This window comes from Roseinatronobacter bogoriensis DSM 18756 (assembly GCF_004366635.1).
Classification (GTDB): domain Bacteria; phylum Pseudomonadota; class Alphaproteobacteria; order Rhodobacterales; family Rhodobacteraceae; genus Roseinatronobacter; species Roseinatronobacter bogoriensis.
In genome coordinates, this window is sequence record NZ_SORN01000002.1 from 325,107 (window position 1) to 345,590 (window position 20,484).

Below are 20,484 nucleotides of genomic sequence, written 5' to 3' on the forward strand. Positions count from 1 at the left end.
CCGCGCGCATGTCAGACACGCCACGCGGTGACGGGGCGAATATTGGCCCTGGCCGCCGGTCTGTGTGTAGTGGGCTGCACATGGATGCCCCAGAGCATGGAGACGGCAAGACCCGCCGCAGTCACCGCACCTGTCGCGCCACCAGAACGCGCGCAGATCGACATCACCACCCCGACAGATGATGTGACCGCATATTTTGCCGCCCTGGAGCAGCGCCGCCTTGGGGACGGGTTACTGCGCAGCGAACCCAACCCACGCGACCTGCCCTATTCCGCGCGTGACCTTGAAGAGATGTTCGTCAAGATCGCGCTCTACGAAGAATACAGCTTTTCTGGCAACCGTATCATCGAACGCGCGACCCCAACTGTGCTGCGGCGCTGGCAGGCACCAGTGCGGATGGCGCTGGATTTTGGCGAGTCTGTCCCCGCTTCGGTGCAAAGATCAGACACAAGTTTTCTGTCAGGCTATGTCAACCGGCTGCAACGGCTGACAGGACATCCCGTATCGCTGGTCGAAGGCGATGCAAATTTCCATGTTCTGGTTGTGAATGAAGCAGAGCGCCGCGCCCTGCCCGCGCGACTGTCGCAGTTGGTTCCGGGGATTGATACGCTCACGCAGCGTCTGATACAGGACCTGCCGCTCAGCGTGTCCTGTCTTGTGCTTGCTTTTTCGCGCAGCGGCACAGATCTTTATACCGATGCCATCGCGATCATACGTGCAGAACTGCCGGATCTGTCGCGGCGCGCCTGCTATTATGAAGAATTGGCGCAAGGCATGGGCCTGCCAAATGACAGCCCACGCGCGCGCCCCTCGCTGTTCAACGACACATCCGAATTCGCGGTGATGACATCACTGGATGAAAACCTGCTGCGCATTCTTTACGATTCGCGCCTGCGCCCCGGCATGGCCGAGCGCGAAGCCCGCCCCATCGTGCGCCGCATCGCCTCAGAGTTGATGGGCGGCGAAAGTTAGGCAATACTGCCGTTCAATTTGGTGATCACAACAAAGGTGCCGTCATGGTTTTCAACTTTCTGAAAGGTCAGTTCATCGATGTCATCGAATGGACAGACGACACCCGCAACACGATGGTCTATCGGTTCGAGCGGTATGGAAATGAAATCAAGTATGGCGCCAAACTGACAGTGCGCGAAGGGCAACTGGCCGTGTTCGTGCATGAGGGCCAGCTTGCCGATGTGTTCGAGCCGGGCATGTATATGCTGGAAACGAACAACATGCCGATCATGACCAGTTTGCAACACTGGAGTCATGGCTTCAATTCGCCGTTCAAATCGGAAATCTATTTCATCAATACCCGGCGCTTCGCAGGGTTGAAATGGGGCACGCAGAACCCGGTCATGCTGCGCGACCCGGAATTCGGGCCGCTGCGACTGCGGGCTTTCGGGTCTTATGCCGTGCGGGTGCAAGACCCTGTCGCCTTCATGCGCGAGATTGTCGGCACTGACGGCGATTTCACACAAGAGAAAATCGGCGGACAAATCCGCAATATCGTGGTGCAAAAGGTTAGCCGCGTTCTGGCCGCAAGCGGTATTCCGGCACTGGATATGGCCGCCAATACCAAAGACCTGTCCGATGTCATCGGCAAGGCCATTGCGCCGACACTGTCCGAATACGGACTGGAAATGCCGGAGCTTTATATCGAGAATATCTCGCTTCCACCTGAGGTGGAGAAGGTCCTTGACCAACGCACCAGCATGGGGATTGTGGGCGATCTGAACAAGTTCACCCAGTTTTCGGCTGCCCAAGCCATGCAGAAAGCCGCGGAAAGCGGTGATGGCGGCATGGGTGCGGGCCTGGGGGCTGGAATGGGCATGGGTATGGGCATGGGCATGGCACAAGCTATGGGCCAGTCGATGGGCGGCCAACAGGCGGCAGGCCCTGCTGCACCTCCGCCGCCACCGCCCCCTGCATCTGAGCAGATGTGGCATGTCGCCGAGAATGGCCAGACCCGTGGTCCGTTCCCGCAGTCACAGCTTGCCCAGCATATCACCCGCGACACATTGGTCTGGTCCGAGGGGCAATCCGGCTGGCAAAAGGCAGGCGAGATTGCGGCACTGAAACACCTGTTCCCCGCCACACCCCCGCCGCCACCACCCATAGGCTAGGCCCCTAGGGTCACGTTGCGCACGGGGTTTGCGCAGTTATTTGAGTATTTAAGGCAAGAAAATGATAACTTGCCAATTGGTTCACAGACCCGTCTGAAGGCGGGCAGTTGCAGGACAGGCAATGGCACCCACTCAGCAAGAACACCGGTTTCCCTGTGCGCAATGCGGGGCCTCGTTGCGGTTCACCCCCGGTGAGGCGCGGCTGAGTTGTGCCTATTGTGGTCATGAACAGCCCATCCCGCAGATGGATGACGCGACACGTGTGACGCAGCTACAATCGCTGGATTATCACGAGGCCCTTGCAAATGCGCTGCCACCCGAAGACATTGAAGAAACCAAGGTGGTGCAGTGCAACACCTGTGGCGCGCAGGTCGAGTTCGAGGAGAATGTCCACTCCGCCGAATGCCCCTTTTGCGCAAGCCCTGTGGTGACCGATACAGGCACGCATCGCCATATCAAGCCACATGCGGTTCTGGCGTTCAAACTGAACGAGCGCGACGCGCACGAGAAAATGTCATCCTGGCTGAAAGGATTGTGGTTCGCGCCCTCGACCCTGGCCAAATATGCGCGCAGCACAGGCAAACTGAACGGGCTATATGTGCCCTACTGGGCCTTCGATGCCGCGACGCAGTCCAGCTATTCAGGCCAGCGCGGGACATATTATTATGTGTCGACAGGCAGCGGAAAGAATCGACGACGAGAGCGGCGCACGCGCTGGAGTCCGGCCTCGGGGCGGGTATCGCGGCGGTTTCTGGATGTCCTGGTCATGGCCGCGCAATCGCTGCCGCGCGCGAACATAAGGCGGCTGGAGCCTTGGACACTTGCCGATCTACAACCCTATAGCGCCGATTACCTGTCGGGCTTTCGGGCCGAGGGCTACACCGTGCCCTTGCCCGACGGGTTCGAAATTGCCAAGGAACGCATGGACGAGCAGATCCGCGCCGATATTCGTCGCGACATCGGCGGCGATGAACAGCGCATCACGTCGGTGAATACCAGTTATGACGACGAGCGGTTCAAGCATCTGTTGCTGCCCATCTGGATGGCGGCCTATCGCTACCGGGGCAAAAGCTATCGTTTCATCGTCAATGGCCAGACCGGGCGTGTGCAGGGCGAGCGGCCCTGGTCCTGGCCCAAGATTGCGGGCGCGGTGCTGGCTGGTCTGGCGTTTCTGGTGCTGGCGTTCTACATCGCGGAAATGGGCGGGTTCTGATGCGTGCATTGGTTCAACGTGTTCAGTCGGCACGGGTCGATGTGGCAGGCGAGGCCATCGGGGCTTGCGGGGATGGTCTGTTGATTCTGGTATGCGCCATGCAGGGCGACGACACCGAAACAGCACAGGCGCTCGCACAAAAAATCTACAAGCTGCGGATATTTCGTGACACAGCGGGCAAGATGAATCTGGCGCTGAAAAATACTGGCGGCGCTGCGCTGGTGGTCAGCCAGTTCACCCTTGCCGCCGATACACGCAGCGGAAACCGCCCCGGTTTTTCCAGCGCAGCCCCGCCTGCCGAGGGGGAGCGGCTGTATCTGCATTTCGCCCAGGCGCTGCGCGATCTGGGCGTCACGGTCGAGACAGGGCAGTTCGGGGCGGAAATGGCAGTGCATCTGGTCAATGACGGGCCGGTGACGATCTGGCTGGACACTGCCTCAGGCTGAAAGCCGCGCGGTTGTCACACCAGCGCCTGTGGCAGATGCCCGATATCTGGCAGGACAAGATCTGCATAAGGGGTCAGATCGTCCCTTCCCGCCATGCCCGTAAGTACAGCGACAGTCTGCATCCCTGCCGCACGTCCAGCGACAAGATCATGCGTGCTGTCACCGACCATGACGACATGTGCAGGGTTCAGCCCCGCAAACTGCGCAAACCCAAGCAACATGTCGGGCGCTGGTTTTGGTGTGAAACCACTGTCATACCCAAGCACATGAGCAAATTGAGACAGGATGCCAGCGCGCGCAAGATGGTCCCGCGCGATGGATTCAGCGTCATTCGTGGCAACCCCCAGCACCAGGTTGCGCCCGCGCAACTGCTGCATCAGGGGCGCAAGCGGGACTGGCGGCACCATCGCGGCTTGGGCCGCGCTGCGAAAAAGATAGGCTTTCAGCCTATCCGCAGACCAGCCGTCGGGCAACAAAGGGGCCAGCAGGCGCACAGGTTCGTCCATCGTGCCAGCAATGACGGGCGAGTCGGGCTGAAACTCCCCGCGCTCAGGATCGAACCTGATCGCCTGCGCCATGTCTGTGGCGCGCGCCGGATCGCCATCAGACAGGTGTTGCAGCACTTGCGCCGCCCATGCCGACCAACTGGCCGAGAAATCAAACAGGGTTCCATCCTTGTCAAACAGGACCGCTGTTACGCCCGTCAGCATCAGAACACCATCGGCATGGCGCGGTTCACCTGGTCGATTGCCACAGCAACTTCTTTCTCCAGAACAACATCAGCCCCTTTCAGGATATGTTCCAGCTGTTCGACAGTGGTTGCCCCGATAATGGGCAGCGTGGTTGCCGGACGCCCACAGGTCCATTGCAGCGCCATATGCACCGGGTGCAGCCCGAATTCATTGGCAATGGCCAGATAGCCTGACACGGCCTCGAACACGCGCCCTGTCACGCGCCCGCCCAGATCGGGGTTCAGCGCGCGGCGCGATTGTTCTGGTGTGACATTGCCGGCATATTTGCCCGTCAACAGCCCCGCAGCCAAAGGCGAATAGGCCAGCAGCGGGATATTTTCGTTCACACAGGCCTCGGCAAGATCGAGGTCGAACATCCGGCACAGCAGCGAATACTCGTTTTGCAGGGTCAGGACCCGTGGCAAACCGTCAGTTTCAGCCAGATGCAACCATGTGGTCAAACCCCAGGCACTTTCATTCGACAGTGCGAGATGGCGAATCTTGCCCTCTGTAATCAATGCCTGCGCACAGGTCAGGATCTCGCGCATATGGTCCAGTGTTTCCTCGCGGTTCTGGCCCGAGGGGTCAAAACTCCAGCTTTTGCGAAAATGGTAGGAACCGCGATTAGGCCAATGCAGCTGATAGATATCAATGCATTCCGATTGCAGGCGCTGCAACGATGCCTCTACAGCTTGCCGCATCCGTGTCGCAGAAATCGGCGCACCATCCTTGACGGCATTGGACCCTGCGCCTGTGATCTTGGTGGCAACCACCATATCGGCAGGTTTGCGGCTGGCGATCCAGCGGCCGATAATCGCTTCTGTCTCTCCGGCGGTTTCCAGCCGCACCGGGTTGACCGGATACATTTCTGCCGCGTCCAGAAAGTTGATTCCTGCCTCTTGCGCCATGTCCAGTTGGCGATATGCATCCTGTTCACTGGTCTGGGTGCCGAAGGTCATGGTGCCCAGGCAATAGCGCGACACCACCAGATCCGAATGTCCAAGTTTCAGTTTTTGCATGGCGAAATATTCCCCGTCTGTGTTCTCGGGTGCAATCTAACCAGTTTTGAGCGCAGGAACAGCGGGAATTCATCCACAATAGATTCGCGTTATGATGCGGTCTTCATCATGCTCGACATTCAGCCGGGTTGGGTTCCAATCCATCGTGACGGCCATCCCTGGGCCAATGATGCGGTTGGGCTGGGGCAGGCTCTCCTCGTCCAGATCAGTTAGCGGCGCGCCGATATATGACTGGATGTCGTCAGCGATACAGGTGCCGGACATAGGGTCATCGGCGGCTTGTTGTGTCTGGCACGCAGCAAGCAGCAACGCCCCGATTGCAATGACCCTTATCATCTCGATGAACTCCCTATTTTACCAACATCAACTCAAGCCTAGCAAATCCGGTTCCCGCCTGCACCCGTGTTCAAAGCAGACAGGAACAATCTTGCCTAAGGGTGGGTCTGTGCTAGATTGAAACAAAAAGAGAACATCCGTCATGTCCTTTCAATCTGTCACCTTGTCGGAAACGCCTGCCATGCAGCCCTTAGCGCAGATTTTGCGCCTGGCCCCCGGGCGGACGCATGAATTATGCGGACCTGCGCGGCAGGTTCTGGCGGCGTGGGTCATGGCACAACACCCCGCAGGAACCCCGGTCATCTGGATACGCCCGTCCTGGAAAGGGAATCGCCTGCATCCGCAAGCCTTGTGTGACTGGACCAGCCCGGAAGGGCTGATCATCGTCGAAACCGCGCGCGAGTCAGAGGCTTTGGGCTGCGCAGAGGAGGCTTTGCGCTCTGGGGCGGTGGCGTTGGTGATGGTCGAGCTTGGCAGCCCACTTGCGCTGACCCCATTGCGCAGGCTGCATCTGGCGGCGCAAACGGGGTTAGAGCGTCGCCGCGTGCAGGCGCGCGACAGCACTGTTATGGGGCTGATTCTGACCCCTGAAAACGGCGGATCCGCAGGTGTGGAAAGCCGTTGGCATCTGGCCCCCTGCCCGGCATCGCCGCGCCCCGGTGACACAGGATTCCACCCCGCTTGGGTATTGCAACGCCTGCGCGCCCGGACTCTGCCCCCCGCCACATGGACCGTGCACAAAACACCGGGACAAGCCGCCCTGCACGGCATCATGCACAAAGCCCAATAAACTTGTTTGTCCTGCCACGCGTCACGCATCGGAGCTTTCGCGCTATGCCCGTCGAAAAACCTGTGTGAAAGGCTTTCCAGAACCGCAACGCCAGCGTATATGCCGCGCATGAGCCAGAACCCAGCCGATCTTCGCCCCGACCTTGCCCCCCGCGCGCTGTTGCGCGAGACGCCGCGTGCCGGACAACCTACCATTGGCATGGTCTCGCTTGGCTGCCCCAAGGCGCTGGTGGACAGCGAACGTATTCTGACACGGCTGCGCGCCGAAGGCTATGGTATCAGCGCTGAATACGCTGGTGCAGATGCCGTGATCGTCAATACATGCGGGTTTCTGGACAGCGCCAAGGCCGAAAGTCTGGACGCGATTGGCGAGGCGCTCAGCGAAAACGGGCGCGTGATCGTCACCGGCTGTCTGGGGGCGGAACCCGAATACATCACCGGCGCGCATCCCAAGGTGCTGGCCGTGACAGGTCCGCATCAATACGAGGCTGTGCTCGATGCCGTGCATGCCGCCGTGCCGCCCAGCCCCGACCCGTTCATTGACCTGATGCCAGCCACCAGCGTCAGCCTGACCCCGCGCCATTACAGCTATCTGAAGATTTCTGAAGGGTGCAACCACAAGTGCAAGTTCTGCATTATCCCCGATATGCGCGGCAGGCTTGTCAGCCGCCCCGCCCATGCCATTTTGCGCGAAGCCGAAAAGCTGGTCGAGGCAGGCGTTCGGGAATTGCTGGTCATCAGTCAGGATACCTCTGCTTACGGCGTCGATATCCAGCATAAATCCGACCGCGGCCACCGCGCCCATATCACTGATCTTGCGCGTGATCTGGGCCAACTGGGGGCATGGGTGCGGTTGCATTACATTTACCCCTACCCGCATGTGCGCGAATTGATCCCGCTGATGGCCGAAGGGCTGGTTCTGCCCTATCTGGACATTCCGTTTCAACATGCCCATCCCGATACGCTTAAGCGCATGGCGCGCCCGGCTGCGGCGGAACGTACGCTGGACCGGATCGCCGAATGGCGCAGCATCTGTCCTGACATCACCCTGCGCTCGACCTTCATCGTCGGCTATCCGGGAGAGACAGAGGCAGAGTTCCAGACCCTTCTCGACTGGATGGACGAGGCGCAACTCGACCGCGTGGGCTGTTTTCAGTATGAAAACGTCGCAGGCGCGCGCTCGAACATGCTGCCGGACCATGTGCCCGATGAAATAAAGGCCGATCGTTGGGAGCGTTTCATGGCCAAGGCGCAGGCCATTTCAGAAGCGAAACTTGCCGCCAAGATTGGCCAGCGCATGGATGTGATCGTCGATGATATCGACAGTGACGGCATCGCCACATGCCGCACCAAGGCAGATGCCCCCGAAATCGACGGCAATCTGTTTATTGACGAAGGCACCGACGCAATAAGCGTCGGCGATATCGTCACGGTCGAGGTGGACGAGGCGGGCGAGTATGACCTTTGGGGCCAGTTGGTCAGCGCGCCGCGCCCCTGAAGCTCAGGTCTTGCCGCGCATGGCCTGCAACAGCGCCGCGCCCAACGCGCCCTGACTGTCTGACGCTTGCGGCTTGGCCTGTTTTGCAGGCGCGGCCACAGGTTTGGCGGCTTTGCCTCTCTGCGGTGCGCGCGGGCGTTCATCATTGTGCGCACGCGCGCCACCCTCGCCCGCGCCGCCATCCTTGCGCATACTCAGCCCGATGCGCTTGCGGGCCACATCCACCTCGGTCACGCGCACCTTGACGACATCACCGGCCTTGACCACCTCATGCGGGTCTTTCACAAAACGGTCGGCCAACTGGCTGACATGCACCAGCCCGTCCTGATGCACCCCAATATCGACAAAGGCACCAAAGGCCGCAACATTGGTCACTGTTCCTTCCATCTGCATACCGGCGCGCAAGTCTTTGATATCATCCACCCCATCGGTGAATCGCGCGGTCACGAAACTGGGGCGCGGGTCGCGGCCCGGTTTTTCCAGCTCGGTCAGAATATCGCGCACGGTTGGCAAGCCGAATGTCTCATCTACGAAATCCTGCGCGCGCAGCCCTTTCAAAGCCTCCGGTTGGCCCATGATCGCACGAATATCACGCCCGCAAGCCTGCACGATCCGGCGCGCAACACCGTAAGCTTCGGGATGGACAGACGTGGCATCCAGCGGCTCGGCACTGTCACGGATACGCAGGAAACCCGCGCATTGCTCAAACGCCTTTGGCCCCAGTCCCGGCACTTTCAACAAACTTTTGCGGCTTGGAAACGCGCCTTGCGCATCGCGATGGGCAACCACGGCCTGCGCCAGTGACGCGCCCAGACCCGCCACCCGCGCCAATAGCGGGGCCGATGCGATGTTCAGATCAACCCCCACCGCATTCACCGCATCTTCGACCACGGCATCAAGGCTTTGGGCAAGACGGCGCTGGTCAACGTCATGCTGATATTGCCCCACGCCGATGGATTGCGGCGTGATCTTCACCAGTTCTGCCAGCGGGTCTTGCAGCCGCCGTGCGATGGACACAGCCCCGCGCAGGCTGACATCCAGATCGGGAAATTCCCTGGCCGCCAGTTCAGAGGCCGAGTAAACTGACGCCCCCGCTTCTGACACGATTACGCTTGTAGGCCGCGCCGCCCCCTGTGGCATGGCCTTCAATGCATCGGCCACCATGCGTTCAGTCTCGCGGCTGGCAGTGCCGTTGCCAATGGCGATCAACTCGATCTTGTGTTGTGCGATCAGTTCCAGAATCCGCGCCTGCGCGCCGCGCAGATCGTTCTTGGGCTGGAACGGATACAGCGTGTCGGTTGCCGCCAACTTGCCTGTCGCATCGACCACCGCAGCCTTGACACCAGTACGGATACCGGGGTCCAGCCCAAGGGTCGGGCGCGGTCCGGCCGGTGCAGCAAGAAGCAGGTCTTTCAGGTTGCGCGCAAAGACTGCAATCGCGTCTTCATGCGCGCGCTGGCGCAATTCGCCCATCAGGTCACTATACATCGAAAGGCTAAGTTTCACGCGCCATGTCCATGCTGCTGCCTTGCGCAGCCATGCATCTCCCGGCCCATTGCCCGGTATGCCGATTGCGGCTGCGATCATGGCCTGCACCCGCTCCAGCCCCGCCTCCGGGTCAGGTGCAATGTCGATCGTCACGACCTCTTCCTTGGCGGCGCGCAAGATCGCCAGCGCGCGGTGCGAGGGGATCGTGGCCCAGTTTTCACGATGGTCGAAATAATCCGAAAACTTGGCACCTTCGGCCTCTTTGCCCGGCAGGACGCGCGCCGCGATGAAGGCTTCCTTGCGCATGAACTCGCGCAGCTTGCCCAGCAGGGCGGCATTCTCACTCAAGTCTTCGGTCAGAATGTCGCGTGCACCATCCAGGGCGGCTTTAACTGTGGGCACCGCTTCGGTGACATATGCGCCAGCCAGCGCCTCCGGCTCTGCCATGCGGTCAGACAGAATCGCCTGTAGCAACGGCTCCAGCCCGTTTTCGCGCGCGATCATCGCCTTGGTCCGGCGCTTGGGCTTGAAGGGCAGGTAAATATCTTCCAGCGCGGCTTTTGTCTGGGCGGAGGCAATGGCTTGTGCAAGGGCATCGGTCAGCTTGCCCTGCTCGCGGATCGACCCCAGAATCACACCGCGCCGCGCCTCCATCTCGCGCAGATAGCTCAGCCGGTCCGACAGGTTGCGCAACTGGGAATCGTCCAGCCCGTCCGTCACTTCCTTTCGGTAGCGCGCGATGAAAGGCACCGTTGCGCCGCCGTCCAGCAACGCAATCGCGGCCGCGACCTGTGCGGGACGGGCATTGATTTCGGTGGCAATGGCTTGGGTGATACGCTGCGTTGGGTCTTGCACAAGAACTGTCCTTCTACTGTCGGCCCCTGTCTTAGTCGCTCTCGGCTATGCCGCCAAGAGGGGGCAGGCGACACATCTTGCCCCTGCCCCCAGTCTCGCCTAAACCCAAGGGCGTATCGTCATTCATGAAAGGCATATCCATGCGCCTGACCCGCTACTTCCTGCCTGTGCTCAAAGAAACCCCGTCCGAGGCGCAGATCGTCTCTCACCGGCTGATGCTGCGCGCAGGCATGATCAAGCAAGCAAGCGCCGGAATCTATTCTTGGCTGCCGCTGGGTTACAAGGTTTTGCGCCGGATCGAACAGATCGTGCATGAAGAACAAATCCGCGCGGGACACATCCCGATGCTGATGCCAACTATTCAATCCGCTGATCTGTGGCGCGAATCCGGCCGCTATGACGATTACGGCGAGGAAATGCTGCGCATCAAGGACCGGCATGGGCGCGATATGCTGTTCGGGCCGACCAATGAGGAACTTATCACCGATATTTTCCGCGGCCATGTAAACAGCTACAAGGATTTGCCGCTGACGCTGTATCACATCCAATGGAAATTCCGCGACGAGATCCGCCCGCGTTTTGGCGTGATGCGCGGGCGCGAATTCCTGATGAAGGACGGCTATAATTTCGACCTCGACAAGGAGGCGGCATTGCACGCCTATAACCGCCATCTGGTCAGCTACTTGCGCAGCTATGAACGCATGGGCCTGCAAGCCATCCCGATGCGCGCCGATGGCGGGCCGATTGGCGGCGATTATACGCATGAATTCCTTGTACTGGCCGAAACAGGCGAATCCGAGGTGTTTTACGATAGCGAGATCACAGACCTGAAATTCGGTGACCGCGCGGTCGACTATGACTCTGTGCCCGAATGTCAGGCTGTGCTGGAAGAATTCACCAGCCGCTATGCGCGCACCGATGAAACCCATGACGAGGCTGTGTTCCACGAACAGGTTCCCGAAGCCCGGCGCCGCACAGCGCGCGGTATCGAAGTGGGGCAGATCTTCTACTTCGGCACCAAATATTCCGAGGCAATGGGCGCAACCGTTGTCGGCCCGGATGGTCAGCGAAGCCCTGTCCATATGGGCAGCCACGGCATTGGCGTGTCACGCCTGCTGGGCGCGATCATTGAGGCCAGCCATGACGACAAGGGCATTATCTGGCCCGAAGGGGTGACGCCATTCCATTGTGGAATTGTCAACCTCAAGCAAGGCGACGCGGCGGCGGATGCAGCTTGTGAAGGGCTGTACAAGGCACTGCTCGCCAAGGGGCTGGAGCCACTGTATGATGACCGCAATGAGCGCGCAGGCGCGAAATTTGCCACGATGGATCTGATCGGCCTGCCGTGGCGGATGACGGTCGGGCCGCGCGGACTGGAAAAGGGCGTGGTGGAACTGACCTCGCGCCGCACGGGCGAGAGTGAGGAACTCAGCCCCGACGCCGCGATTGTTCGCATTTCGCAAATTTACGCCCAGATCTGAGCGCAGAATACGCTTCGCTTGACTGACCCCGTCCAAGGCGCGACATTCTGTCGCAGTCCAATTCAAGGCATGGGGGTCAGCTATGGCGCGGATGGTACTTCTGGGAACGACCAAGGGGGCATTCATCCTGCGTCAGCAAGGGGATGGTCGGTTCGACGTATCCGGCCCGCATTGCGATGGCTGGCCGATAAATCACGTCATTTGCCAGCCGGGGACCAGCACGCTCTGGGCTGGCGGCGGGGGCGAGTGGTTTGGTGCGGGGGTCTGGACGTCGAAAGATGGAGGGGACACATGGACCTTGTCGCGACTGACATCGGGACAGATGGATGAATTTGCGGCCCAGGACGCTGATTTCGCCGCCATGATCGGATGGCAAGCACAGGACTACCCTTTTGGTTCAGAATTCAGCCAGATCTGGTCGCTGCATCTGGTCGGGGATGTCCTCTATGCTGGCACAAAACCCGCCGATCTGTTGGTCAGCCACGATCAGGGCGCAAGTTTCGCGCGCGTCGCTGGCCTTGGCCAGCACCCCTCGCGCCCGGACTGGAACCCGGGTGCCGCTGGCTTGATCCTGCATTCCATCGCCTCAGACGCGAATAACCCGCAAAAGCTGTGGGTCGCGATTTCTGCCGCCGGGGTTTTCGCGACAGAGAACGGCGGCGCAACATGGACAAGGCGAAACCGCTTGTCCAATGCACAAACGGACACCCACCACCATCACCACCCTGCCGCACCCGCTGGCGGAGAGACAGGGCATTGTGTGCATAATCTGGTTCGCGCGCCCACAGGTGCAGGCGATCTGCTCTATCAACAAAATCATCACGGGGTCTGGCGCAGTCAGGATGGCGGGCGCAGTTGGGAAGATCAGACCGATGGTCTGCCGTCTACCTTCGGGTTTCCGATTGCCGTCCACCCGCGCGATCCCTTGAAAATATGGGTCTTGCCGTTGAATGGCGATATGCTTGGCCGCTATCCGCCCGATGCACGGGCCGCTGTCTGGCATTCTGCCGATGGCGGCGAAACATGGCAAGAACAGCGCGCGGGCCTGCCGCAAGAGGCTTGCTTTTTCACGGTCCTGCGTCAAGGCATGGCCATTGACGACGCATCAGACCCCGCGCTTTACTTCGGCACCAACACCGGATCGGTCTTCGCCTCTTTCGATGAGGGGCGACAATGGCATGAAATCGCGCGCCACCTGCCCACCATCCAGAGTGTCGAGGCGATGTGACCGCTCTGCGTCATTGACCCTGCAAAACGAGGGATTATCTGCCTTCTCAAACCAAGATAAGGACAGAGAATGCCCCCTACCGATTTGGCCCAGCGTGACGGGCTGCCCGATGCATTGCGCGTTTTGCTGGAACAGTACCCGCGCGAAATCTGGGAAAGCCACCACAATTTCGACGGGCTGACACGCTTCTGGCTGGAACGCCATCTGATGTTTCGCCGCGCTTTGGCGCAGTGGCAGGAGGACACGCGCGCTTTTCTCGACAAGGGGCGTGACCCGCGCAAGCATGGACAGATGACCGCACGACTGGGGGGCTTTCTGATCAACGAATTGCATGGCCATCACCAGATCGAGGACGCACATTATTTCCCCGTTCTCAGCGCCAGCGAGAAACGACTCGCACATGGCTTCGATCTGCTGGATGCAGATCACCACGCGCTCGACCGGGAACTTGCCGATCTGACTGAAGCGGCGAATACCCATTTGCGCAGCCTGCAAGACCGCAACGCCGATACCAATACCAGTGCAGGCGCAATGCTCTCGCGGCTGGAAGGTTTCGAGACATTCCTGAACCGTCATCTGCTGGATGAAGAAGAACTGGTTGTGCCAGTCATCCTGCACCACGCGCTGAAGTTCTGATTCGCCCCGCGCTTTTCAGCTGTCTAACCCCGAAGCAATTCCAGCGCTTGCGCGTGCAGGGCCTTGTTGGCGGCGGCAACAACTTGCCCGCTCTCGCCAAAAGGCTGCCCCTGCCAATCCGTGACAATCCCCCCTGCGGCCTCGATCACCGCAATCGGTGCGGCGATGTCATAGGTGTTCAGCCCCGCCTCGATCACCAGATCGACATGTCCAGCGGCAAGCAAGGCATAGGCGTAACAGTCCATCCCATAGCGCGTCAGGCGCACAGTTTGCGACACACGCATGAAGGCGTCGCGTTCTGCCTGGGTGCCAATTTCGGGAAAGGTGGTAAACAAGACAGCATCTTGCAGGTCAGACCTATCACCCGTGCGCAGGTCTTTGCGACCTTGCGGACCAGAAACCCAAGCCTGTCCCAGCCCGCCAAGAAAACGCTCTGAGATATAGGGCTGGTCAATCACCCCCAGAAATGGCCCATTCTCATCCGCAAGGGCAATCAAAACCCCCCAGCAAGGTGTGCCCGCCAGAAAACCCCGCGTTCCATCAATCGGATCAATAATCCACGTAAAGCCCGACTGACTGGGTTTGGACGCCAGCTCCTCGCCCAGAATCCCATCTTCTGGCCGGACCTTTTGCAAAACCGCGCGCATGGCTTCTTCAGCGGCCCTATCTGCCTGAGTAACGGGGTCAAAACCGTCCACCGACTTGTTGGCCGCCCCTAGAACGGGATTGCGAAACCAAGGCAGAATGACGTCACGCGCTTCATCCGCAAGTCTTTCCATCAACGCCACAAATTCGCCATTCTGGGAAGGGGTCGGTCGCTGTTGGGGCATCAGGCATATCCATAAGCAGATTTCATGGCTGCCTCAGTTGCAGTCTTCACAATGAAAATCAACGGCAGATAGGTATCTGCCGTTGCTAAAAAGGATTTGGTAATTACAACATCTTTAAAAATTCAAGATGCGGCGCTCACGTCGCCAAGAGATTGGGCAAGGTGCAAAAAGCGCCTGCGCTGCCCTTCCGGAATAGCGTAATAGCTCCGGAGGAGTTCCAGTGTTTCTTTCTGTTGCAAGACCTGATCTTCGACGCCACTGTCGTCCTGCCCCTCGGACAGCCCTTCGAAAAAATAGCTGGCCGAAACGCCCAGAGCACGCGAAATGTCCCACAATCTGGAAGCAGAGACCCGGTTCATGCCGGTTTCGTATTTCTGGATTTGCTGAAACTTGATTCCAACAGCTTCAGCCAATTGCTGCTGGGTCATCCCCACCATCCACCTGCGCTGCCGAATTTTCTGGCCCACATGTGAATCCACCAAATGCGTCATTTTAACCTCATATAATTATGTTATGCCGTTAATGCTTCGACAATTCCTGTTCGTTTTGCACACTCACCTCACTCACACTCTACACAAAAAAAACTTACACGAACCTCATACCGCTATATCGCATCCCACCGGCATTCCATCTCATGACGCGAGCAATCCGCGCACCGTTCAAATCAGAGTTGTGACGGAACAGACCCTCACTTGGAAGACAATCTTCCGATCAATCTTAACGATTTGCAAAATGCAACGCATCTTGCAAACAATCACAGGGCGATCATCGCGCTACGCAAAACCCTCTTAGGTCTATATCCTTGCGCTGCGCCCCGCACTCGGTAAACCTGTCGCGCATCAGAGGAAGGAAGTTGTGCATGCGCGCCGTATTATTGAACGACATCAACACCACCCCGAAACTTGTCGAAATCGATTCGCCCGCGCCGGCGGCCGGTGAAGTCGTCATAGACGTGACGGCCTGCGGATTGAATTTTGCAGATCTTCTGATGACGCGCGGGCAGTATCAGGAACGCCCAGAACTCCCCTTCGTGATGGGAATGGAAGTCGCTGGTACGATCGCCTCGGTTGGCGCAGGTGTCGAAACGCTACACGCGGGAATGCGCGTTGCAGCTTTCACAGGCCGGGGTGGCCTGGCGCAACAGGTGTGTTGTCCCGCGGCCTGGTGTGTCCCCATAACTGACTCCATGCCATTCACAGAAGCGGCAGGTTTTCTTGTGGCATACGGAACCTCGCATCTTGCACTCACCACACGCGGCCAGTTGCAGGCGGGTGAAACCTTGCTGGTGCTGGGTGCCGCTGGCGGTGTCGGCCTGACGGCCGTTGAGATAGGCAAGGCCTTGGGCGCGCGCGTGATTGCAGTTGCGCGCGGGGCCGAGAAGCTAGAGATCGCGCGCAAGTCAGGCGCAGACATCTGCCTTGACAGCGAGGGGCTGGACCTGCGCGCCGAACTCAAGGCGCTGGGCGGGGTCGATGTTGTCTATGACGCGATCGGAGAGCCGCTTGCCACCCCTGCCCTGCGCGCGCTGCGCCCCGAAGGACGGTTTCTAGCTATCGGATTCGCGGGCGGGACCGTGCCGCAATTTCCCGCAAATATCCTGCTGGTAAAGAATTTGACAGTGATTGGCCTGTATTGGGGAGGCTATCTGAAATTCGCGCCACACAAACTTGCCGCCTCACTCTCGACCCTGATGGCATGGTATGCAGAGGGGAAACTGCACCCGCATATCAGCCATGTGCTGCCCCTGGACAGATTTGCAGAAGGATTGGACTTGTTGCGCAATCGAAAATCAACCGGAAAGGTCGTGATCTCCATAGCCAAATGAACGCGACTCAGGCAGTCAATTGTTTTGAGTTCAATTCCTGTCTATTTTACTTCGGAAATGCTTGAAACCTGTGGCCGACTTGACGATATTGTAGCCAAGACAGATCGGGGCTCCCCGGGCTGCACCATTTACGGAGGTAAGTATGTCAGAATTCAACACGATGCGTGCACAGCGGGTCAGCACCACGCGCGCCGCTGAAATTGATGCGGGCCTGCGCGCCCATATGAACAAGGTCTACGGCACAATGTCCGTGGGCATGCTGATCACGGCAGCGGCCGCATGGGCAATTTCCGGCCTTGCGACAACCACTGATCCAAGCGCGGCTGTTGCGCAATTGCCAAACGGCACGCTGCTCAATTCACTTGGCGGCGCCATCTACATGTCACCCCTGCGCTGGGTGATCATGTTCGCGCCGCTCGCATTCATCCTGTTCGGCTGGGGCGCGTTGATGCGTCGCGCATCTGCGGCCGGCGTTCAGCTTGGCTTTTTTGTCTTTGCATCAGCAATCGGCCTGTCGCTCAGCTCGATCTTTCTGGTCTTTACCAGCTACTCGATCACGCAGACATTTCTGGTGACCGCGATCGCCTTTGGTGGCCTTAGCCTGTATGGCTATACCACCAAGAAAGACCTGTCCGGCATGGGCACGTTCCTGATCATGGGTGTGATCGGCCTGATTGTGGCGATGATCATCAACCTGTTCATGCAAAGCCCGGCGATGATGTTTGCCATTTCGGCAATCGGCATCCTGATCTTTGCGGGTCTGACAGCGTTTTATACGCAGACGATCAAAAGCGAATATGTGGCACATGCCGCTAGCGGCGATCAGGAATGGCTGGACAAGGCCGCTGTAGATGGCGCACTCAGCCTCTATATCAGCTTCCTGAACATGTTCCAGTTCCTGCTGATGTTCCTTGGCCAGCAAGAGTAACAGCGACCAAAAGTTACCGACAGGGCGCGCCAGTGGCGCGCCCTTTTCTTTTGGGCAGGGCTAATATAGCGCCCCGACATTCCCCCGAACCATCGTCGGAATTGCCACGAAACGCACAGTTATCCCCAACTATATTTGGGCAGACGCAGATTCCGCTTTACAGATCGTATATTTCCGCACACCATATATGGTAGGCACAATCAAAAGTGCGGAAATTTGTAGCGGTCCTTACTGTGTCTTGCGGTGCAAGACCCAACCAACACAAAGAGGCGGGTATGTCAGCAGCAGAATTTTTTCTTTCATCCGACAGCCTTCATCCTATCGACATGGTCGAAACCCTTGCCGAACATCACGCTTGGGATTTCGACCGCATGAACGAAGACCAGATCGCCATGGCGGTCGAGGGGCAATGGCGCACCTATTCCATAAGTCTGGCACTTGCCCCGCGCGAAAACATGTTGCGGCTGGTCTGCACCTTCGAAATGGACCCGCCCGAAGCGGCAATGCCTGCACTTTATGAAACACTCAGCCGCGCCAATGACATGGTCTGGTCAGGGGCGTTCAGCTTTTGGGAAACACAGCGCCTGATGGTCTGGCGCTACGGCCTGTTTCTAGCCGAAGATCAACCCGCAGATATAGACCAGATCGAGCGTATGATTACCGCTGCCCTCATGGCGTCAGAGCGGTTTTACCCAGCTTTTCAGCTTGTTGCATGGGCGGATCATAGCCCGACAGCGGCGCTGGATATGGCACTTGCCGAGGCGGTCGGCCGCGCATAACCCCCCGCGCCCCCTTGACCCTCTGACGTCCCGGCGTAACAAAGGGACAGCTCAGAACAGGGATAGCGCGAATGGAATTTGACCAGATTGCCCGCAATGGCATGGTTCTTCTTGGTTGTGGGAAAATGGGTTCAGCGATGCTGGAAGGCTGGCTTGCCCGTGGTGTGTCAGCAGACTCAGTGTACGTAATTGACCCAGCCCCATCGGACTGGCTTCGCAGCACCGGGGTAAATCTGAACACGGCCTTGCCTCCATCGCCCGCTGTGGCCATTCTGGCCGTAAAGCCCCAGATGATGGGCGATGCCCTGCCGCAGCTTCAGGCTTTTGGAAACAGCACGACATTGTTCATCTCGATCGCGGCTGGAACATCGCTGGCGCGGTTTTCTGAGGTTCTTGGCGCGGGCACCCCGATCATCCGCGCAATGCCGAACACGCCCGCGGCGGTTGGCTGTGGAATCACCGCGCTGATCGGCAATGCCAGCACGTCAGAGGATGACATGGCACTGGCCGAAACCTTGCTTGCAGCCGTTGGCACAACTGTAAGATTACAAGACGAATCGCAGATGGATGCCGTAACAGGGCTGTCCGGCTCTGGCCCCGCTTATGTGTTTCATATGATAGAGGCGATGGCGCAAGCCGGCGAGGCCGAAGGGCTTGCTCCTGACCTGGCCATGCAGCTTGCGCGCGCCACGGTGATTGGTGCCGGTCAACTTGCCGCCGGGTCTGACCAGACAGCCGAACAATTACGCATCAATGTCACCAGCCCCAAAGGCACGACGGCCGCCGCGCTGGAGGTCTTGATGGACAGCGACACCGGCCTACCGCCGCTGATGACACGCGCCATTGCCGCTGCCGCTGCGCGTTCGCGGGAACTGGCACAATGACGGCACAGATCAGCTTTGATGATTTCCTGAAGGTCGATATCCGCGCAGGGACAGTCACCCGCGCCGAAGCTTTCCCCGAGGCGCGTAAGCCTGCAATCAAACTCTGGATAGATTTCGGCCCGGAGATTGGCATCAAGAAATCATCCGCCCAGATTGCGGCGCTCTATACGCCCGAAGATCTGGTGGGGCGCATGGTGATGGCTGTTGTTAATTTCCCACCGCGACAGATCGGGCCATTCATGTCCGAAGTGCTGGTGGTTGGGGCCAGCGACAAGCAGGGGCAGATTACACTGATGGCCCCCGACCATGACGTGCCCCCCGGCGCGCGTCTGCATTGAGGCAAGTTGAAATGAGCGAATTATACATCACCCGCACCCTGCCCGACAAAGTTCTGCGTGCAGCAGAGGCGCATTTCAACGTGACCCTGCGGGCGCAAACCACCCCGCTGAAGAAAGGCGAAATGCGCGCCGCGCTTGTCCTGTATGATGTGGTGATCCCGACCTTGGGCGACATGTTCGCAGCCGATGTGTTCGAGGGGATGGAGGATGCGCGCTGCCGCCTGTTGGCGAATTTCGGTGTGGGATATAACCATATCGACGTTGCGGCGGCCCGCGCAGCAGGCATTGCCGTGACCAATACCCCCGGCGCTGTGACCGATGCGACCGCCGATATTGCCCTGATGCTGATGCTGATGTCTGCGCGCCGCGCTGCTGAAGGTGAACGCCTTGTGCGCGCAGGCAAATGGACCGGATGGCACCCGACCCAGATGTTGGGTCTGCATCTGGGTGGCAAGACCTGCGGCATTGTCGGCATGGGCCGAATTGGTCAGGCAATCGCTCGGCGGGCACATTTCGGGCTGGGCATGGATGTGATTTATCACAATCGCTCGGCCAAATCTCTGGACATGCCCGCGCGTCAGGTCGGCTCTCTCGAAGAGCTTTTGGGCGCGGCGGATTGCGTTGTGCTGGCGGTACCGGGTGGCAGCGAGACACGCCATCTGATTGGCGCGAAAGAGCTTTCGGCAATGCGCCCGCATGCCCATTTGATCAATATCGCCCGTGGAGATGTGATTGAAGAAGCGGCCCTGATCGCTGCGCTTGAAAGCGGCAAAATCGGGGGGGCGGGGCTGGATGTCTATGAAAAGGAACCGCAGGTTCCCGAAGCCTTGCGGAAGCTGCAGAATGTGACGCTGTTGCCGCATCTGGGCACAGCCGCATTGGATGTGCGCGAGGAGATGGGCTTGATGGCTGTCGAGAATGCCATCGCGCATATCCAAGGGCGCGCGCTGATCAATCCGGTCTGATGCTGTAATCTGATTTTTTCACCATGCGGAAAACCATTTCATTTTGACATGTTGCTGGACAGCAAAAAGGGGGCCAGACGGCCCCCTTTTTC

The 20,484-nt window shown here is 59.1% G+C and carries 21 protein-coding genes; 15 read left to right on the forward strand and 6 right to left on the reverse strand.

The window, feature by feature from the left end; translation table 11 throughout:
* Window positions 1-84: 84 nt before the first annotated feature.
* The 4 genes from EV660_RS06270 (at window position 85) to dtd (ending at window position 3,782) form a co-directional block, all read left to right on the forward strand.
* Window positions 85-972, forward strand: a complete 888-nt coding sequence (locus tag EV660_RS06270) for a DUF2927 domain-containing protein (RefSeq protein ID WP_168800293.1) — start codon at window positions 85-87, stop codon at window positions 970-972.
* A gap of 44 nt (window positions 973-1,016) precedes the next feature.
* On the forward strand, window positions 1,017-2,123 hold the full coding sequence (locus EV660_RS06275) for an SPFH domain-containing protein (RefSeq protein WP_071480867.1): 1,107 nt from the start codon (window positions 1,017-1,019) through the stop codon (window positions 2,121-2,123).
* A gap of 121 nt (window positions 2,124-2,244) precedes the next feature.
* On the forward strand, window positions 2,245-3,336 hold the full coding sequence (locus tag EV660_RS06280; RefSeq protein ID WP_071480868.1) for a TFIIB-type zinc ribbon-containing protein: 1,092 nt from the start codon (window positions 2,245-2,247) through the stop codon (window positions 3,334-3,336).
* A complete protein-coding gene (gene dtd / locus EV660_RS06285) occupies window positions 3,336-3,782 on the forward strand; it encodes a D-aminoacyl-tRNA deacylase (protein ID WP_071480869.1) in 447 nt (148 codons plus the stop codon). The genes EV660_RS06280 and dtd overlap by 1 nt, the downstream gene beginning before the upstream one ends.
* Before the next feature lie 14 nt (window positions 3,783-3,796).
* On the opposite strand, the gene EV660_RS06290 is transcribed toward dtd, so the two are convergent.
* The 3 genes from EV660_RS06290 to EV660_RS06300 form a co-directional block, all read right to left on the reverse strand.
* Window positions 3,797-4,492: an HAD family hydrolase gene (locus tag EV660_RS06290; RefSeq protein WP_071480870.1), complete on the reverse strand. Its 696-nt coding sequence runs from the start codon at window positions 4,490-4,492 to the stop codon at window positions 3,797-3,799.
* A complete protein-coding gene (locus EV660_RS06295) occupies window positions 4,492-5,532 on the reverse strand; it encodes an aldo/keto reductase (RefSeq protein WP_071480871.1) in 1,041 nt (346 codons plus the stop codon). The genes EV660_RS06290 and EV660_RS06295 overlap by 1 nt, the downstream gene beginning before the upstream one ends.
* Before the next feature lie 69 nt (window positions 5,533-5,601).
* A complete protein-coding gene (locus tag EV660_RS06300) occupies window positions 5,602-5,868 on the reverse strand; it encodes an I78 family peptidase inhibitor (RefSeq protein WP_084634908.1) in 267 nt (88 codons plus the stop codon).
* Between the two features lie 142 nt (window positions 5,869-6,010).
* On the opposite strand from EV660_RS06300, the gene EV660_RS06305 reads away from it, so the two are divergent.
* Together EV660_RS06305 and rimO are read left to right on the forward strand one after the other, a co-directional pair.
* A complete protein-coding gene (locus EV660_RS06305; RefSeq protein ID WP_071480872.1) occupies window positions 6,011-6,658 on the forward strand; it encodes an ImuA family protein in 648 nt (215 codons plus the stop codon).
* A 108-nt stretch (window positions 6,659-6,766) separates the two neighbouring features.
* Window positions 6,767-8,155, forward strand: coding sequence for a 30S ribosomal protein S12 methylthiotransferase RimO (gene rimO / locus EV660_RS06310; RefSeq protein ID WP_071482143.1), 1,389 nt, complete (start codon window positions 6,767-6,769; stop codon window positions 8,153-8,155).
* Between the two features lie 3 nt (window positions 8,156-8,158).
* Here rimO and EV660_RS06315 read toward each other — a convergent pair whose 3' ends face one another.
* The gene (locus EV660_RS06315) at window positions 8,159-10,498 is read right to left on the reverse strand and encodes a Tex family protein (RefSeq protein ID WP_071480873.1); all 2,340 of its coding nucleotides are present in this window, start codon (window positions 10,496-10,498) and stop codon (window positions 8,159-8,161) included.
* 140 nt (window positions 10,499-10,638) lie between these two features.
* Between EV660_RS06315 and proS the strand changes: the two genes are divergently transcribed.
* The 3 genes from proS (at window position 10,639) to EV660_RS06330 (ending at window position 13,843) form a co-directional block, all read left to right on the forward strand.
* Window positions 10,639-11,979, forward strand: a complete 1,341-nt coding sequence (gene proS, locus EV660_RS06320) for a proline--tRNA ligase (protein ID WP_071480874.1) — start codon at window positions 10,639-10,641, stop codon at window positions 11,977-11,979.
* Between the two features lie 82 nt (window positions 11,980-12,061).
* Window positions 12,062-13,207 (forward strand): WD40/YVTN/BNR-like repeat-containing protein, encoded by a 1,146-nt coding sequence (locus tag EV660_RS06325; RefSeq protein WP_071480875.1) that lies wholly within the window; start codon window positions 12,062-12,064, stop codon window positions 13,205-13,207.
* A 69-nt stretch (window positions 13,208-13,276) separates the two neighbouring features.
* Entirely contained in the window at window positions 13,277-13,843 is a 567-nt protein-coding gene (locus tag EV660_RS06330; RefSeq protein WP_071480876.1) for a hemerythrin domain-containing protein, read from the forward strand.
* Window positions 13,844-13,866: 23 nt separating this feature from the next.
* Here EV660_RS06330 and hisN read toward each other — a convergent pair whose 3' ends face one another.
* Entirely contained in the window at window positions 13,867-14,673 is an 807-nt protein-coding gene (hisN, locus tag EV660_RS06335; protein WP_071480877.1) for a histidinol-phosphatase, read from the reverse strand.
* A 122-nt stretch (window positions 14,674-14,795) separates the two neighbouring features.
* A complete protein-coding gene (locus EV660_RS06340; RefSeq protein WP_071480878.1) occupies window positions 14,796-15,164 on the reverse strand; it encodes a helix-turn-helix domain-containing protein in 369 nt (122 codons plus the stop codon).
* A 368-nt stretch (window positions 15,165-15,532) separates the two neighbouring features.
* On the opposite strand from EV660_RS06340, the gene EV660_RS06345 reads away from it, so the two are divergent.
* The 6 genes from EV660_RS06345 to EV660_RS06370 all read left to right on the forward strand — a co-directional run bounded on the left by EV660_RS06345 (window position 15,533) and on the right by EV660_RS06370 (window position 20,392).
* Window positions 15,533-16,498, forward strand: coding sequence for an NADPH:quinone oxidoreductase family protein (locus EV660_RS06345; RefSeq protein WP_071480879.1), 966 nt, complete (start codon window positions 15,533-15,535; stop codon window positions 16,496-16,498).
* A gap of 142 nt (window positions 16,499-16,640) precedes the next feature.
* Complete coding sequence (locus tag EV660_RS06350; protein WP_071480880.1) at window positions 16,641-17,426, forward strand: Bax inhibitor-1/YccA family protein; 786 nt, start codon at window positions 16,641-16,643, stop codon at window positions 17,424-17,426.
* Between the two features lie 275 nt (window positions 17,427-17,701).
* Window positions 17,702-18,205 carry a type III secretion system chaperone family protein gene (locus tag EV660_RS06355; protein WP_071480881.1) on the forward strand — a complete coding sequence of 168 codons (504 nt, stop codon included), beginning with the start codon at window positions 17,702-17,704 and terminating at the stop codon, window positions 18,203-18,205.
* Between the two features lie 71 nt (window positions 18,206-18,276).
* On the forward strand, window positions 18,277-19,089 hold the full coding sequence (gene proC, locus EV660_RS06360; RefSeq protein ID WP_071480882.1) for a pyrroline-5-carboxylate reductase: 813 nt from the start codon (window positions 18,277-18,279) through the stop codon (window positions 19,087-19,089).
* Window positions 19,086-19,427, forward strand: a complete 342-nt coding sequence (locus tag EV660_RS06365; protein ID WP_071480883.1) for a tRNA-binding protein — start codon at window positions 19,086-19,088, stop codon at window positions 19,425-19,427. Before proC ends, EV660_RS06365 begins: the two co-directional genes overlap by 4 nt.
* A gap of 11 nt (window positions 19,428-19,438) precedes the next feature.
* Window positions 19,439-20,392, forward strand: a complete 954-nt coding sequence (locus tag EV660_RS06370) for a 2-hydroxyacid dehydrogenase (protein WP_071480884.1) — start codon at window positions 19,439-19,441, stop codon at window positions 20,390-20,392.
* Window positions 20,393-20,484: the final 92 nt, after the last annotated feature.